Annotated in this window: 16 protein-coding genes; 12 read left to right on the top strand and 4 right to left on the bottom strand. The window is 74.6% G+C overall.

All coding sequences use genetic code 11. The annotated features are described in order from the left end of the window. Positions 1-11: 11 nt before the first annotated feature. On the top strand, positions 12-1,037 hold the full coding sequence (locus ACPCK6_RS11030; protein ID WP_396883532.1) for an acetylxylan esterase: 1,026 nt from the start codon (positions 12-14) through the stop codon (positions 1,035-1,037). A 120-nt stretch (positions 1,038-1,157) separates the two neighbouring features. Further along, the gene (locus ACPCK6_RS11035) at positions 1,158-1,688 is read left to right on the top strand and encodes a hypothetical protein (protein ID WP_396883531.1); all 531 of its coding nucleotides are present in this window, start codon (positions 1,158-1,160) and stop codon (positions 1,686-1,688) included. A 14-nt stretch (positions 1,689-1,702) separates the two neighbouring features. Here ACPCK6_RS11035 and ACPCK6_RS11040 read toward each other — a convergent pair whose 3' ends face one another. Continuing rightward, positions 1,703-2,059, bottom strand: a complete 357-nt coding sequence (locus ACPCK6_RS11040) for a nuclear transport factor 2 family protein (protein WP_396883530.1) — start codon at positions 2,057-2,059, stop codon at positions 1,703-1,705. Between the two features lie 110 nt (positions 2,060-2,169). Here ACPCK6_RS11040 and ACPCK6_RS11045 point away from each other — a divergent pair, with 110 nt between their 5' ends. Continuing rightward, positions 2,170-3,210, top strand: a complete 1,041-nt coding sequence (locus ACPCK6_RS11045) for a DUF4034 domain-containing protein (protein ID WP_396883529.1) — start codon at positions 2,170-2,172, stop codon at positions 3,208-3,210. 316 nt (positions 3,211-3,526) lie between these two features. On the opposite strand, the gene ACPCK6_RS11050 is transcribed toward ACPCK6_RS11045, so the two are convergent. Further along, positions 3,527-4,075, bottom strand: coding sequence for a TetR/AcrR family transcriptional regulator (locus ACPCK6_RS11050; RefSeq protein ID WP_423481033.1), 549 nt, complete (start codon positions 4,073-4,075; stop codon positions 3,527-3,529). 107 nt (positions 4,076-4,182) lie between these two features. On the opposite strand from ACPCK6_RS11050, the gene ACPCK6_RS11055 reads away from it, so the two are divergent. From ACPCK6_RS11055 to ACPCK6_RS11075, 5 genes are all read left to right on the top strand, one after another. Next, positions 4,183-4,596, top strand: coding sequence for a nuclear transport factor 2 family protein (locus tag ACPCK6_RS11055; RefSeq protein WP_423481034.1), 414 nt, complete (start codon positions 4,183-4,185; stop codon positions 4,594-4,596). Next, positions 4,593-5,441 (top strand): Rossmann-fold NAD(P)-binding domain-containing protein, encoded by an 849-nt coding sequence (locus ACPCK6_RS11060; RefSeq protein ID WP_423481035.1) that lies wholly within the window; start codon positions 4,593-4,595, stop codon positions 5,439-5,441. The genes ACPCK6_RS11055 and ACPCK6_RS11060 overlap by 4 nt, the downstream gene beginning before the upstream one ends. Positions 5,442-5,460: 19 nt before the next feature. After that, positions 5,461-5,679, top strand: coding sequence for a Rossmann-fold NAD(P)-binding domain-containing protein (locus tag ACPCK6_RS11065; RefSeq protein ID WP_423481036.1), 219 nt, complete (start codon positions 5,461-5,463; stop codon positions 5,677-5,679). Positions 5,680-5,768: 89 nt separating this feature from the next. Continuing rightward, positions 5,769-6,716 (top strand): hypothetical protein, encoded by a 948-nt coding sequence (locus tag ACPCK6_RS11070; protein WP_396883523.1) that lies wholly within the window; start codon positions 5,769-5,771, stop codon positions 6,714-6,716. A gap of 48 nt (positions 6,717-6,764) precedes the next feature. Beyond that, complete coding sequence (locus ACPCK6_RS11075; RefSeq protein WP_396883522.1) at positions 6,765-7,229, top strand: HAD domain-containing protein; 465 nt, start codon at positions 6,765-6,767, stop codon at positions 7,227-7,229. A 25-nt stretch (positions 7,230-7,254) separates the two neighbouring features. Here ACPCK6_RS11075 and ACPCK6_RS11080 read toward each other — a convergent pair whose 3' ends face one another. Next, positions 7,255-8,424 carry a hypothetical protein gene (locus tag ACPCK6_RS11080; protein WP_396883521.1) on the bottom strand — a complete coding sequence of 390 codons (1,170 nt, stop codon included), beginning with the start codon at positions 8,422-8,424 and terminating at the stop codon, positions 7,255-7,257. A 269-nt stretch (positions 8,425-8,693) separates the two neighbouring features. Between ACPCK6_RS11080 and ACPCK6_RS11085 the strand changes: the two genes are divergently transcribed. Further along, positions 8,694-9,320 (top strand): M23 family metallopeptidase, encoded by a 627-nt coding sequence (locus tag ACPCK6_RS11085; protein ID WP_423481037.1) that lies wholly within the window; start codon positions 8,694-8,696, stop codon positions 9,318-9,320. A gap of 9 nt (positions 9,321-9,329) precedes the next feature. Here ACPCK6_RS11085 and ACPCK6_RS11090 read toward each other — a convergent pair whose 3' ends face one another. Then, positions 9,330-9,743 (bottom strand): DUF4260 domain-containing protein, encoded by a 414-nt coding sequence (locus ACPCK6_RS11090; RefSeq protein ID WP_423481038.1) that lies wholly within the window; start codon positions 9,741-9,743, stop codon positions 9,330-9,332. Positions 9,744-9,895: 152 nt separating this feature from the next. Between ACPCK6_RS11090 and ACPCK6_RS11095 the strand changes: the two genes are divergently transcribed. The 3 genes from ACPCK6_RS11095 to mhpA all read left to right on the top strand — a co-directional run bounded on the left by ACPCK6_RS11095 (position 9,896) and on the right by mhpA (position 15,394). Then, positions 9,896-10,435: a DUF1697 domain-containing protein gene (locus tag ACPCK6_RS11095; protein ID WP_423481039.1), complete on the top strand. Its 540-nt coding sequence runs from the start codon at positions 9,896-9,898 to the stop codon at positions 10,433-10,435. Further along, positions 10,416-13,562 (top strand): ATP-binding protein, encoded by a 3,147-nt coding sequence (locus tag ACPCK6_RS11100; protein WP_423481040.1) that lies wholly within the window; start codon positions 10,416-10,418, stop codon positions 13,560-13,562. Before ACPCK6_RS11095 ends, ACPCK6_RS11100 begins: the two co-directional genes overlap by 20 nt. 116 nt (positions 13,563-13,678) lie before the next feature. After that, positions 13,679-15,394: a bifunctional 3-(3-hydroxy-phenyl)propionate/3-hydroxycinnamic acid hydroxylase MhpA gene (mhpA, locus tag ACPCK6_RS11105; RefSeq protein ID WP_423481041.1), complete on the top strand. Its 1,716-nt coding sequence runs from the start codon at positions 13,679-13,681 to the stop codon at positions 15,392-15,394. Positions 15,395-15,493 lie beyond the last annotated feature (99 nt).

Consider the following 15,493-nt stretch of genomic DNA (forward strand, 5'->3'; position numbering starts at 1 on the left):
TTCGGAAATTTATGGGTATCGTTATCGGCGTGTCAAGAGCGTCGATTGATATCTCCCTCGAGCAGCTCCGCCGCTACGCACCGGCCGTTGCCGAGCCCGCCGACTTCGACCGGTTCTGGCGGGCCACCCTCAACGCCGCCGCGGCCACCCCGGTGCTCGTCGACGTCCGTCCCGAACCCACCGACCTGCGGCTGGTCGACGTGTGGGACGTGACGTTCGCCGGGTACGCAGGCGAGCCGGTCCGGGCCTGGTACACCCGTCCCGCGGGCGTACCGGCGCCGCTGCCGGCAGTGGTGGAGTACCCCGGCTACGGACGCGGCCGGGGCCTGCCGGGCGAGCGGCTCACCTGGCCGGTGGCCGGTTACGCCCACCTGCTGGTGGACAACCGGGGACAGGCCGGCCTGTACAGCCGCGGCGACACCCCGGACCCGCACGACGCGCCCGGCGGGCCCGGCCCCGCCACGCGGGGGATCCTGTCCCCGGACGACTACCACTACCGCCGCCTCATCACCGACGCGGTCCGCGCGATCGACGCCGTCCGCCTACTGCCCGGGGTGGACCCGGCCCGCGTCGCCGCGGTGGGCAACAGCCAAGGTGGTGGACTCGCGCTCGCGGCGGCCGGCCTCGTCGACGGCCTCGCCGCGCTCCTGGTCACCGCCCCGTTCCTGTGCGACATCCAGCGCGCCATCGAACTGACCGAGGCGTCCCCGTACGGGGAGATCGCCAGCTACCTGGCGGTGCACCGCGAGGCCGAGGAGCCGGTCCGGCACACGCTGTCGTACGTCGACGGCGTCACCTTCGCCCGGCGGGCCACCGCCCCGGCGCACTTCGGGATCGGCCTGCGGGACGAGGTCTGCCCGCCGAGCACCGGCTTCGCCGCCTACAACCAGTACGCCGCAGCCGGGTCGACCGCGCCGCTACGGGAGATGCACACGTACCCGTTCAACGGCCACGAGGGCGGCGAGGCCGTCCACGTCCGGCGGCAGCTGCGCTGGCTCGACACGGTGCTCCGTCCCGCCGGGACGGCGGCCGGCTGACGGCCTCACCGGATGCGCCCAGCGCAGCGCCCGGACCCGGGCCGGCGTCCCGGAACCGGCGTCGTGACGCCCGCGCGGGCACCGTCCGGAGCGACTGTCGTCCGCCCCTAGACTGCGCCGATGGATGCTGAATTCGCGGCCAACGCCGCGGCCACCGCCGCGATCTTCGGAGTCTTCGGGATGGCCTGGTTCGGCTGGGCGCAGGAGGCGCCGCCCACGGCGTGGCGTCCGTGGCTCGGCGTCGGCTCGGTGTTGTCCCTGGCCGCAGCGATCGCCGGCGGCGTCGTCACGGTACGCACCTGGGACGAGGGCAGCTCCGTGGACGACAGGACGGGGCCGGTCTTCGGGGTGATCGTCCTGATCGAGGTGGTCCTCTGCGCCGCCGGTGCGATCTGGCTCCGGCGGACCGGCCGCGCGTCCCTGGTTCCGGCCTGGATCGCCCTGATCGTCGGCCTGCACTTCTTCCCTCTGGCACCACTGCTGGGGTATCCGGCCCTCGCGATCTGGGCCGCGCTCGTCACCCTGGTCGCGGTCGTCGGCGTTGCCGTCGCCCGACGGTACGACCTCACCCCCAGCGCCGTCGTCGGTGCCGGCACCGGCGTGACCCTCCTGATCGGAGCGGCGACCGCACTGGTGCACGCCGGAGCCTGAGTGGGTCCGAGCCCTCACTGGACCGGGACGAAGGTGGCGGCCAGCACCCGCCAGTCGCCGTCCTCACGCACCCACAGCCTGGTGTAACGCAACCGTGCGGACACGACGGCCCCGCCCTGAACCGCATCCACCGCAGCGACCGTGCGGGTCACCCCGGTCTCACCGTCGTCCTGGACGTCGAGCGACTCCTCCACCAGACCGGTGATCCGCAGGGCCCCCGAGCGGTAGCTCTCCAGATCGTCCTCCTTGGTGAAGACCATGCCGTCCGGTCCGGCACCCACGACCCGGGGGTGCAGAAGCGCGTCGAGGGACTCGACATCGGCGGCCCGCTGAGCGGCTTGGAGCCGCCGTTCCGCAGCACGGAGATCCATCCACCGATCCTCTCCGGCGCCCCGCACCGCGACAAGCGGGTTAGCTCGCGGCAGAACGGCAGCGCTGCGGCCCCCCCACCCCGGTTCGCCGACATCTACCATCCCTGATCATGATCTCGACCGTGTGGCGGATACTCACCCGCCAGATCGACCCCAACCCGGCGCAGGACGACGCCGTGCTGCGCGAGGCGTGCACGCAGGCGCGGTACGGCTCCGACATCGGACCGGCCCGGAAGGCGCTGATCGCCACCCGGAACGACTACGACCGCCGGGCCCGGTACGTCCGTGTGCTCGCCGAATCGACAGCTCGTGGGCTGGGATCGCGGATCGACCGTACGACCGGCCGGGTCGACACCACGGACGCCTGGACCGATCGCTGGGCGTCGCGCGCGCCCGCCGATCCGGACGCCCAGCTCGTCCGTGCCCGTTCCCTGATGGCGCGGGCGTGGGAGGTACGCGGCGGCGACTGGGCCTCCAAGGTACGCCGGGAGCAGTGGGTCGAGTTCAGCCGTCTGCTGGACCTGGCCCGGCAGGTGAACGATCTCGCGATGCGGCTCGCACCGGACGACCCGACGCCGTGGGCGCACCGCCTGGACCTCATGATCGACACGAGTGCGCCGCTGGAGGACGTCGAGGAGACGTGGCGTGAGCTGACCAAGCGGGATCCCTTGCACCATCTGGGCCACGTGCTCCGGCTGACCTACCACTGCCGGAAGTGGAGCGGCTCGCACGAGGCGATGTTCGGCTTCGCCCGCTCGGTCGCCGCCACGGCGCCTACCGGCTCACCACTGCTCGTGCTGCCGGTCCGGGCCGCGGCGGAGTGGGCGCTGTGGGAGCAGGATCGCGAACCCCACGGCGGTACCGCCGACGAGATCGGCGAGCGGTGGCGACAGGATCCGGTCATGCAGGCGGATCTCGACAACGCCCTGTCCCGGTGGTTCCACCAGCCGGCGACCCGGCACGCCGCCTGGCTCGACGACGCGAACTTCCTGGCGTACGGGCTGGTGCGCACCGGCCGCGACGCGGAGGCCGCGCCGGTGTTCGCGTCGATCGGCCGGTACGTGACAGGCGTTCCGTGGGCCTGGTGGGGCGACGAGCGGCACGACGCCGTCTTCCTCCGAGCCCGTCGCCGCGCCCGCCGCGCCGCCTGACCACGGGCGAGGCCGTCGTGGCCACAGTCGATTCCCCTCGGAGGAGCCGTCCTTACCGCTCTCTTACGGGATCGCGCTCGGGCGCACGTCCAGCGTCGCGGAACGCGGCGGGCGGGCCGTGTTCGTCGGCCACGACGGCGGCCGGGGCGGCGGGACTCAACGGTGTCCTGCGGGCGGTCTCGCGAACTCCCGACGGTGGCGTGTTCGCCGCCGGTGTCGACAGCCGGGCTCCGCCTCACCGCCGTGATCGAGCGGACCAGGTGACGGCGGGGGCGTGAGCGCGGCACCGCTCACGCCCCCGCCACCCCGGGAAGGACTACCGCCCGGAGGCCAGCACCGAACGGGTCAGCGCGGTGAGCCCGGCATCCCAGCGCTCGTCGGGCCAGTCGCGGAGATGCTCGACGAGATCGCTGCGCACCGCAGCCAGCAGGGCGTGGGCGAGGAACCCCGCCGACTCGGGGCCCCGGGCCTCGGACACGATGGCGGTCAGCGTCGCGTGCCACTCCTCGTACGACTCGTTGCGATAGGGGCTTCCGCTGCCCGCGTTCTCCAGGGCCAGCGTGAGGACCCGGTTGGCCCGCTTGAACCGGACCAGCTCCCGCAGCAGGTGCAGGGCGCGGTCCGCCGGCGAGTCGCCGGGCAGCCTCGCCGTGAGTGACGCCTGAAGCTGTTCGCCGCGTGCGCCGTAGAGGGCGCGGACGAGGCCCAGCCGGTCGCCGAAGTGGCGGAACAGCGTGCCCTTGCCCACGCCGGCGGCAGCGGCGACGTCGTCCATGGAGATCCGGTCGGGGTCGGTCGCCGCCTCGAACAGCCGATCGGCCGCGGCGAGCACCGCCTCCCGATTCCGCGCCGCGTCAGCCCGCACTCCTGCCCCCTCTCGCAAACGGACCGCTAGTCCGCTATGGTGAAGCGGACCGGCCGTCCGCTTATCGTAGATCACCGCGGGCGGCCCGCCGACAGGAAGGAACAGCAGTGCCGAGTACCGCCACCGATGTGTTCCACCACGCCCTGGACCGTCTGCTCGCCAAGGACATGCCGGGCTTCATCGCCCTGTTCGCCGACGACGCCGTCATGGAGTTCCCCTTCGCGCCGGCCGGGCGGCTCAGCCGGGTGGCCGGCCGCGCCGAGCTGCACGACTACCTCATCGACTACCCGCGGACCCTGGACATCCGCGAGATCGCCGACGTCACCGTGCACCAGACCGCCGACCCGGAGGTGATCGTCGCCGAGTTCACCGCCACCGGCGTCGTCGTCGCCACCGGCGAGCCGTACCGCCTGACCTACATCGCCGTCCTCACCATCAGGGCCGGGCGCATCGTGCGCTACCGCGACTACTGGAACCCGCTGGCCGTGCGGGAACTGTTCGGCGAGGGGGTGCGGGCATGATCCTCGTCGTCGGAGGCACGGGAACGACGGGCCGGCTCGTCGCCGCGAGACTCGCCGCCGCCGGCCGCCGGGCCCGCGTCGCCAGCCGCCGGGCGTCCGCCGAGGGCGTTCGCTTCGATTGGTACGACCGCAGCACGCACGACACGGCGCTGGACGGTGTGACAGGGCTCTACCTGATCGCGCCCCTCGGCGACGCCGACCCGGCGCCGACCATGCTGCCGTTCCTGGACCGGGCCCGGCGCGCCCGGGTACGGCGGGCCGTCCTGCTCAGCTCGTCGGCGATCGAGGCCGGCACCCCGGGACTGGGCGAGGTGCAGGCCCAGCTCGGCGAGATGATCCCCGAGTGGGCGGTGCTGCGACCGTCCTGGTTCATGGAGAACTTCGTCGGCGACCATCCGCACGCCGCGAGCGCCCGGGACCGTGGCGAGATCGTCAGCGCCACCGGCGACGCCCGCGTGGGCTTCGTCGATCCGGCCGACATCGCCGAGGTGGCGGTGCGTGCCCTCACCGACCCGGCGCCCCACGACACCGAGCACGTCATCACCGGCCCCGAGCGGCTGTGCTACGCCGACGTCGCCGCCACGCTCACCGACCTCCTCGGCCACCCGGTCCGGCACCGCGCGGTCGACGAGGACGCGCTCACCGCGTACCACGAGGCTCACGGCCTCGCGCCCGACTACGCCCGCTTCCTCGCGGCCCTGGACACGGCCGTCGCCGCGGGCTCGGAGGACCGGGTCACGACGACCGTCGCGGACGTGACCGGCCGGCCGCCCCGGACGTTCCGGGACTTCTGCCGCGACCGGCCGGCCGGAATCCCGCGGACCGCGGACGCCGCGCCGGCCTGAGATCGACGCGCGGCCGGAGATGACCGAGGCGCACCTGGCCATGCCCGGCACCCAGCTCGGCGACCCGGTCAAGGCCGCGACCGCCGTCATCGAGGTGGCAGTGGGCGGCACGGTCCCGCTGCACCAGGTGCTCGGCTCCGACTCCTACGACCTAACCAAGGCCCGCGTGGCGACGTTGCTCGCCGACATCGAGGCCGGCCGCGAACTCGCGCTCACCACTGACGTCGACGACGCCTGACCGCTTCGCCGACCGGTCGCGGCTGCCCGCGCAGCCGGACAGCTCGGCGTCGACCCGGTGTTGTCAGAGCCCGTGGCTATCCTTTCGCGGTGTCGTACGCCGATCTCACGTCCGCGCAGTGGAACGACCTCTCCGACAGCGCCGCCGGCCGCCTGGCCCGGGACATCGCCGGCCGGCACGAGCTGACAGTGGCCGGTGTGGAGGACAGGGCGTACGCGGGCCGGTCGCACCGCACGGCGCTGTTCGACCGCGGCGGCATGCGGTTCGCGCTCGTCCCCGGCGGCCGCCCGGCGCTCGGCTACGACGCGGCCCGGTTCCGGCCCGCCGCGCACCAGGCCGCGGACTACGCCGACAGCGCCGCCGAGTTCGGCCTCCCGTCGCTGACCGAGTACGTCGACGCGATGACGTCGCCCGTCCGCCACGTCGACATGCCGGCGATGCTGGTCGCGGTGGACGCCTTCGACCCGTGCGAGGTTCCGCTGGCGCCGGACGACCCTCGCGTGCGGGAACTGGTCGCGTCGGCCGGGGGCCGGTTCGGCGGGGTGCGCACCTTCCGGTCGGGTGACGGGCTGACCGTGGAGTTCGACCGGACGACCGGGCAGGTGGTGCGCGCCCGGGCGATCCGCGAGGTGTCGTACGACGACGCGATGGCCGGGCTGGCCGACCTCGGCCTGCGGACGACCACTCCGGACGAGTGGGAGTGGGCGTGCGGCGCCGGCGCTGCGACGCTGTTCCGCTGGGGCGACGACTGCCCCGGCGACGGCTACCCGTACGACCACAGGACCGGCCCGCACCGGCAGGACAACCTCTGGGGTCTGGCTATCGGGCAGGACCCCTACCGGCACGAGGCGACCACCGAGCGCACCGTCGTGTGCGGTGGCGACGGCGGTGGTGCCACCTGCGGCGGCAGCGGCTTCTTCCTGGGCTGGCTCACCCTCGCGACCGCGTACCGCGACGAGGATTTCGGCCGGTGGGCCGCCTCCGACGACGGGTACGCCGACGAGATCCTGACCCGGCCCGTCATCGAGCTGAGCTGAGGCCCGGATGGACGCCAGGACCGGCCAACCCCTCCGGCGCGGCGGGCGATGACTGGTCGTCCGGTGCTGTTCCTCGACGTCGACGGGACGCTCCTGCCCTTCGGCGGCTCCGCCGGGCCGCCGGAGGACGGGGTCAACCCGCTGCTGGCCGGTCTGGACGCCGGGCACGGCCGCCGGCTCGCCGCGTTGCCGTGCGACCTCGTGTGGGCCACGACCTGGATGCACGACGCCAACGAGGTGCTCGCGCCGCGGCTCGGCCTGCCTCCGCTGCCGGTCGTCGACTGGCCGGACGACGACGAGGACGGCGGCGGTCGGCTGCACTGGAAGACGCGGCGGCTCGTCGAGTGGGCCGCCGGACGCCGGTTCGTCTGGCTGGACGACGAGATCACCGACGCCGACCGGAGGTGGGTGGCAGGGAACCACGGCGCACCGGCGCTCCTGCACCGCGTCGATGCCCGCCGCGGCCTCACCGATGCGGACCACCGGCTCGTCGCGCGATGGCTGAGGGGATAGGGCCTGGGGTCAGCGTCCGCGCGCCCTAAGCGACCCGGTCGCGTGGCAACGCCCGGGTGGGCAGCACCAGGACCTTCCCGTCCTCCTTCTCGACGAGGCCGATCTCGACATCGGGCAGATCCGACACGGACACGGTCTCCTCGGCCGCGAGCTGACGCAGGCGGCTCGGCCAGGCGAGCAGGTTGTTCACCTCGCCCTGGGTCAACAGGCGATCGGTGAAGCTCTTGGTGGGTGCCCGCAGCCGCAGGTCCGCGAGGGCGCCGAGGAGCGCGTGCAGTTCGTCCTGGAGTTCGTCCACGCTTCGCTGCTCGTCCTGCAGCATCGCGGTGAAGCGGCGGAAACTGAGCTCCGGCGACTTCTGGGCGTGCTCCACGGCTTGCAGCACCGCCACCCGTCGCTTTGTCGCGATGGCCAGTGAAGCCAGCCGGAGCTCGACGCGGAAGGCGCCGTCGGGCTTGTCGATCCCAGGGAAGGCCTTGATGAGGTCGGCGACCTCCACCCCGTCGGAGGAGAACGCCGCGACCTTCGCCCGCCATGCGCCCGCTCTGCGCCGGGCCGCGGCGATGGCGGTGTCGACGGTGTGTACGGCCGCGTCGAGGCCGAGGGAATGTCCTGCCTCACCCTTGTCGAGCAGGAGGGCGGTCGCCCGTTCGACGGCTGCCGTCGCGCCGTGGAGGCGGTCGCGTTCCGCGTCGAGGTTCTCGGCGGTCAGCTCCTCGAGAAGCTCGGTGACCCTCTCCATGGCCTTACGACGCTGCTCTTCGGCGTAGACGCTCGCGGCGGTCGCCACGGCGAGCAGGATGAACGATGCCGCGGCGGTGACGATACCGGCGGTGGTCGCCGCCTTCGCGGTGCCGCTCACCGCCCCCGTGACGCCTGGCCGGGACGCGTCGGCCGCCACCGGCACGAAGGTGGCCTTCTGCACGATGCCCGTCCTGCCGAGGATGTCGCCGTGGATGCCACCCGCGACGGCCTTGGACGGCATGGACCGGACGAGACCGTCACCGAGCTGCGAGGCCACCGACCTCGGCACCACCATGCGGTACAGCGTCTCCGTCGACCCTGCGGCGGCCGTCGCGGACCCGGCGTTCGGCGTCTTCAGCAGTCGTCGGAGCTCCATCGCGAGCGGCGACGCGGCGTCGAGGAGCCGTCCGCCTCGGACGTCCGTCGCCGGCGGAAGCGGGTACGCCTCCACCGTGACGAGCGGCGTGTCGAGGAACGCGGCGAGCGCCTGCCGCAGCCCGGCCAGCCGTTCCGGTGACATGCCCTTGTGGTCCACGGGAAGCTCCGCCGCCCGCGAGATCTTCCCGGGCTCCGTCGCCAGGGTCCACACCGGCACCTGCTGATGGTCCGTCACGCCGTTCCGCCGTTCCTAGTCGTGGCGAGCGCCATGAGACTAGCCAGTGCGTCGCTGATCGGCAGACCCGTGTCTGCCACCGGACACGGCCTGTCATGCTCGAAACGATGACCACCGAGCGCCCTCGCGGCTCCCGTCTCCCGCGCGTCCTGCTGATCGTCGGCGTCCTCGCGGCGCTCGCCGCCGTCGCGGCGGTCGTGGTGCCGCTGGTGCGGCCGCCCGGCCCGCGACCGGACTTCCAGCTCCCGGTGGCGTGCGGCGAGACGTGGCGGCTGTCCACCTATCCGGGGCACGACGACTACGACGTCGACCTCTTCCCGACCTCGGGGGAGGCGTGGGGGAGGCCGGTGCTCGCCTCCGCCGACGGCACCGTCACGGTCGCGGGGATCAACGGCTCGCTGGGTGGCCGTACCCCGCAGGATCCGGACGGGCCGCGCGGACGCGGCGGTGGCTACTGGGTGAAGATCGACCACGGTGGCAAGTGGGAGACGCAGTACCTGCACCTGCTCGAACCGCCGTCGGTGCAGGCCGGTCAGCGGGTGGCCCGGGGCGACCAGCTCGGGCGGGTCGGCAGCACCGGGAACTCCGGGGCCCCGCACCTGCACTACGAGCAGCGCCGGGGCTGGGAGAAGGTGGAGACCCACTTCGACGGCGTGCCCTCCGGGATCACGTCCGACGACCGCGAGTACTCGGTGCGGCTGACGAGCGCGAACTGCGCGCCGCCGCGCCAGTGACCGGGGCGGTCAGCGTCCGTCGGTGGTGGCCCGGGCGCGGCGGGCCTTCCCGATCAGGCCGAGGTGGGTGTGCTCGAACCCCTCGCCCGTCTTGAGGCCGTACCCCAGGGCACGGTCGACGGCGATGTGGAACGCCCACGCGACGGCCAGGACGCCGAGCCAGTCGATCCGGTCGCCGGACGCGGCCGCCGCCACGGCCACCGCGCCGAGCGCCGCCGGCAGCGTGTACGAGTGCGCCAGGTTGTAGCAGACGGCACCGGCGCGCGGCCCGCGCAGGTAGCCGAGCATGGACAGGTCGAAGACGAGGAAGAGGGCGAGCAGCGACCACCACGGGTATCCGGCCGCGACGGTCACGACGACGGCGAGGACGGCGACGGCGGCGGCCTCGACGCGCTGCGTCGTGACGGGGCTGAGCTGCGGCATCTCCCACCTCGATGTCGGTGCCGGGGCCGGCGCGGAGGCGGCCGGCTCGCGCCGTCGGCCGGCCCGGACAGCGTACGCAGGCGACTGCCGCCAGGTGCGTCGAGGTCACTGACGTACCACGGTGACGCCACGGCCGGTTACCATCCCGAGTCATGGCGAGATACGTCGCTCTGCTGCGCGCGGTGAACATCGGTGGCGCCAGTTCCATGGCGATGGCGGAGCTGAAGGAGGTCTTCGTCTCCTGCGGCTTCGACCAGGTGGCGACCTACATCCAGAGCGGCAACGTGGTGTTCGGCTGCCCGGAGACCGACGAGGCCGCGATCCTGGCCGAGATCGGCCGGGGCATCACGCGGCGGTGGGGCCGGGACGTGCCGGTGCTGCTGCGCAGCCTGGCCGAGCTGGACGCGATGATCGCCGCGAACCCGTACGTCGACGGGCAGACCGATCTGACGAAGCTGCTGGTGACGATGCTCAGCAGCGATCCCGGCGCGGACAAGCAGGCGGCGCTCGCGTCCCCGTCCGGCGAGACCGGGACGTTGACGCTCGTCGGCCGGGACGTGTTCGTGCACGTGCCCGACGGGTACGGGCGCAGCAAGCTCGGCAACGCCTTCGTGGAGAAGAAGACGGGTGTGGTCGGCACGACACGCAACTGGCGCTCGGTGCTGACGTTGCGTGAGATGGCGGCGGCCTGACCCGGCGCCGGACGAGACGGGCGTCGTCGAGGTGACGGTGCAGTTCCGGGTGCTGGGCCCGCCGGAGGTCGTCCGGAACGGCCGGGTGGTGCCCCTCGGCGGCCCGAAGCAGCAGGCACTGCTGGCCCTGTTCCTGCTGCGCCCGAACCGGTTCGTCGCCGCCGACTGGCTTGTCGACGCGCTCTGGGACGGACGACCGCCGGCCAGCGCCCAGACGACGCTGCGCACGTACGTCGCCGGGCTGCGCCGGGCGGTGGAACCGCAACGGTCCCACCGCGAGCCGGCGCGTGTCCTGCGCAGCCACCCGCGGGGGTACGAGCTGCGGGTGGACGCCGACGCGGTGGACGCGGCCCGGTTCGGCGCCCTGGTGGAGCGGGCGGCGGACGCGCTCGCGGGCGGGCGGCCGGAGTCCGCCGAGCGGACGTACACCGAGGCGCTGGCGTTGTGGCGCGGTGAGCCGCTGGCGGGCGTGGCCGACCTGGCCGCGGTGCGTCCGGAGGCGGCCCGGCTGGCCGAGCTGCGGGTGAGCGCCGAGGAGGGTCGGCTGACGGCGGCCGTCGCCGCGGGCCGGCACGCGACCCTGCTGCCGGAGTTGCGCCGGTTCGTGTCGGCGCATCCGCTGCGCGAGGGTGCCCGGGCGCAGTTGATGCTGACGCTGTACCGGTCGGGGCGGCAGACCGAGGCGCTGGCCGTCTTCGACGAGGGCCGCCGGATCCTGGCCGGCGAGTACGGGATCGACCCGGGGGAGCAGATCCGGGCGGCGCACCGGCTGATCCTGGAGCAGGCCGTACCGCAGGACGCCGGCAGTCCCGCGGACACCGGCGGCCCGGCGGCCGGGACCGCCCCGGAGCGCGACGTCGAGGCGCTGGTGGGGCGGGACGCGGAGCTGGACCGGCTGCGGGAGGCACTGGACGCGGCGACCGGGCAGGGCGGGCGGGTGCTGACGCTGGTGGGGGAGGCCGGCATCGGCAAGACCAGCCTCGCCGCGACGCTCGGCGCCCGCGCCGCCGCGAGCGGCGTCCCGGTCATCTGGGGTCGCTGTCCGGACGTCGGGCAGGCGCCGCCGTTCTGGCTGTGGAGCCAGGTGGTACGCACGCTGGTGGCGCTGCCGCACACCCGCGCCGCCGGTTCGGCGAGCCGGCTGGACGGGTTCGCCGCGGGCGCGCCGAGCGGACCGGCGGACGGTCGCGGACTGGACCCCACGGCACGGTTCCAGGTGTACGAGGCGGTGGCGGACCTGGTGCACGCGGCGGCCCGGGAACGGGGGCTGCTCGTCGTCCTCGACGACCTGCACGCCGCCGACCCGGACTCGCTGCTGTTGCTGCGGTTCCTCGCCACCGCACTGCCCGCGTCGCGGGCGCTGGTGGTCGCCACGCTGCGGCCGTACGACGACGATCCGGCCCTGGTGGCGACGGTGGCCGAGCTGGCGCGCGGACGCGGCTTCGGTCAGGTCCGGCTCGCCGGGCTGGACGCCGCGGCGGTCGCCGACCTGGTCCGGGACCGCACCGGCGTGGCGCCGCCGGAGCCGCAGGTGACCCGGCTCGTCACCCGCACCGGCGGGAACCCGTTCTTCCTCACCGAGCTGCTGCGGTCCCGGGCCGACGCGGGCGCCGACGCGGAGCTGCCGCCGAGCATCCGTGACACGGTACGGCTGCGGCTGGCCGGGCTGCCCGCTGCCACCCGGCGCTGCCTCGACCTGCTCAGCGTCGCCGGACACGACCTGGACCTGGCGGTGCTGGCGGCCGCGCTGGACGGCACGGCCGAGGCGGTCGCCGAGGATCTCGCCCCGGCGTACCCGGCCGCGCTGGTGGTCGAGACCGGACCGGGCGCGCTCGCGTTCCGCCATCCGCTGATCGCCGAGGTCACCTACGCCGAGCTGGTCCCGCCGCGCCGGGCCGCGCTGCACGCCCGGCTGGCCGCCGCGTACGAGCGGACCGCGGGCACCGCACCGGCGGAACTGGCCCACCACTACGGCGAGGCGGTCGGGCTGGGCCACGGCGATGACCACCTGCGGTGGTCGCTGCGCGCCGCCGACGACGCCACCCGCCGGGTCGCCTTCGAGGACGCCCTGGGCCACCTGGAACGTGCCGCGCTCCGGCTCGCCCCGGCCGCGCGGGTGTCGCCGGACGCGGCGCACACCGAGCTGACCGTCCAGTTGCACCGCGCGGCCCTGCTCCAGATGACGGTGGGCGTCGGCAGCGACGCGGTCGACCGGGTCTGCGCCCGGGCCCGCGAGCTGCTGGCGCTCGTCGGGCCGGACGCGGACATCGGCCACGCGCTCTGGGCGCTCGGTGAGCTGGCCGCCAACCGGGCCGAGTTCGCGATCTGCGCCGACCTCGCCGGGCGGCTCGTGCGGGCGCCCGACGACGGCAGCGGGCTGCTCGCCGTGGCCGGGGAGTACCTGCTGGGCGCGGTCGGCTACTTCGCCGGGCGGCAGGCCGAGAGCGAGCGGCGGCTCACCGCCGGGATCGAGCGGCTGCGTACCGTCGACCGGGCGCTGCTGCGCCGCGAGGTGGGCCGGCGTCCGGTGCTGGCCTGCCACAACTTCCGGGCGCTCGTACGCTCGATGCGCGGCGACCCGGCCGGCGCGTGGGCGGACATCGCCGCCGCCGAGGCCCTCGCCGAGGAACTCGACGACCCGTACGGCCGCGCGAACGCGGCGCTCTACGCGGCCTGGCTGGCGATGCAGGAACACGACGTGGCAGCGGCCGAGGCGGCGGGCCGGCGGTGCCGGGACATCGGGCGGGACACCGGCCTGCCGCACATGACCGCCACCGGCGCGTACTTCCTGGAGTGGGCCGCGGCGCGCGGCGGCGACCACGGCCGGCTCGACGCGATGCGCGCCGCCGCCGACGAGTTCTACCGGCCCGGACTGCGGTCCACCCGGACCATCACGCTGTGCGCGATGGCCGAGGCGTACCTGACCGCCGGTCGTCCCGAGACCGCGGCGACGCTGGCCGGTGAGGCGCTGGCGGTGGCGGACCGGGTCGGCGAGCGCGTCTTCGTCGCGGAGCTGCACCGGATCCGCGGCGCGGCCCGGCGCGACCGCGCGGAGTGGGACCTCGGCGCGCGGATCGCCGCCGACCAGGGCGCCGGGCTGCTGCTGCCCCGGTTCGCCGCCTTCTGACCGGTGTGGAGGCCCGCCTCCACGCCGTCTCCACACCCCTTCCACACCGGACTGGTGCCCTGACCGGTGCCGGGCGGCGCAGAACCGTCCGGACCACGTTCCGAAGGGGCACCACGATGGAATCAGTTCAGCCGCCGTCTCACCAGGAGGTCCAGGAGGTCGAGGTCGCCGTCATCGGGTGCGGGCCGGTGGGCGCGCTCACCGCCAACCTGCTCGGCGCCCGCGGCGTCACCACGCTGGTCGTGGAGCGCAGCGCCACGCCGCACGGCCAGCCGCGGGCCTTCTCCTGCGACGACGAGGCGTTGCGCATCTACCAGCAGGCGGGCCTGCTCGACGGGATACGCGACGAGACGGTCGCGCCGCCGCTCGTCGAGTACGTCAACGGCGCGGGCCGCGTGTTCGCCCGGATGAGGCTGTCCGAGACGGACTTCGGGTACGGGCACGCGCCGCTGCGCTTCTTCGACCAGCCGCGACTGGAACACACGCTGCGCGCCGGGCTGGACCGCTTCCCGCACGTCCGGCTCGCGCCCGGCACCGAGCTGGTCGGCCTGACCCAGGACGAGGACGGCGTCACGGTGCTGCTGTCCGACGTGGCCACCGGCCAGCGGCGGGCGGTCCGCGCCCGGTACGTGCTCGGCTGCGACGGCGCCCGCAGCGCCACCCGCGCCGCCGTCCGGATCCCGCTGTCCGGAGCGAGCTACGCCGAGCCGTGGCTGGCCGTCTCCGGCGACGTGCCGCCCGAGGCGGTCCGCGTACCGGACACCACGTTCGTCTGCGACTGGCGGCGCCCGGCGTTCGTGTCCCCCGGCGCGGCCGGCAGCTACCGGATGGAGTTCATGCTGCGCCCGGGCGAGACCGAGGACGACATGCGGCGGCCGGAGACCATCGCCGCACTCGTCTCGCCGTACGTCGACCCGGACCGGTTCGCCGTCACCCGCGCGGTGGTCTACACCTTCCACCACCTCGTCGCGCAGCGGTGGCGGGAGGGACGGGTGTTCCTGCTCGGCGACGCCGCCCACCAGATGCCCCCGTTCATGGGCCAGGGCCTGTGCAGCGGCCTGCGCGACGCGGCGAACCTGTCGTGGAAGCTGTCGCTGGTGCTGTCCGGCGCCGCCGGCGCCGCCGTGCTCGACACGTACGAGACCGAGCGGCGTCCGCACACCGTGGAGATGGCGCAGACGAGCGTCCGGCTGGGACGCGTCTTCCTGGCCCGCAACCGGGTCACCGCCGGGGTGCGCGACGCCGCGCTGCGGGCGGTCCAGACGATCCCCCGGGTACGGCGGTTCGTGGAACGGTTCGAGTTCAAGCCGGTGCCCGCGTACCGGCGGGGCCTGATGGCCGGCGGACGGCGCGACGGCGTGGTCGGGACGATGTTCCCCCAGCCGCCGGTCCTCGTTCCGGGCGCGCCCGGGGGGCGTCTGCTCGACGAGGTGCTCGGCGACGGGTTCGCCGTGCTCGGCCGCGCCGGCGTGGCCGACCCGCTCGGCGCGTGGCGACCGGGGCTGCCGGCGCGGTTCGTCGCGGTCCACCCGTCCGGTACGCCGCTCGCCGACCTGCCGGATCCGCCCGCCGGCCCACCGGCGTCCGGCCGGCCGGACCGGGTCGACGTGGTGGACGCCGACGGGGTGCTCGGCGGGTGGCTGCGGCGGCACGGCGCCGACCTGGTGGTGCTGCGGCCGGACCGGTTCGTGTTCGCCCTGGTCACGGCCGGCGGCGTCGAGCAGGCCGTACGGGACCTGTCGGCCGCCCTCGGCGTACCGCCGGACGGAGACCGGACCCGGGCGGACACCTCGGGACTCGCGGCGGCCCCGGCAGGGCCCGCACCGTCGTGACCGCCCCGCCGGGCCGGTGGGGCCGAGCCGGCCCGGCGTGCACCGCCGCGCGCAATCGTCCTCCCGACTCGACCGCCCGATGTGGCCGGACGGGCAGGG

The sequence above is a fragment of the Micromonospora sp. AB353 genome (genome assembly GCF_049538395.1).
GTDB lineage: Bacteria > Actinomycetota > Actinomycetes > Mycobacteriales > Micromonosporaceae > Micromonospora > Micromonospora aurantiaca.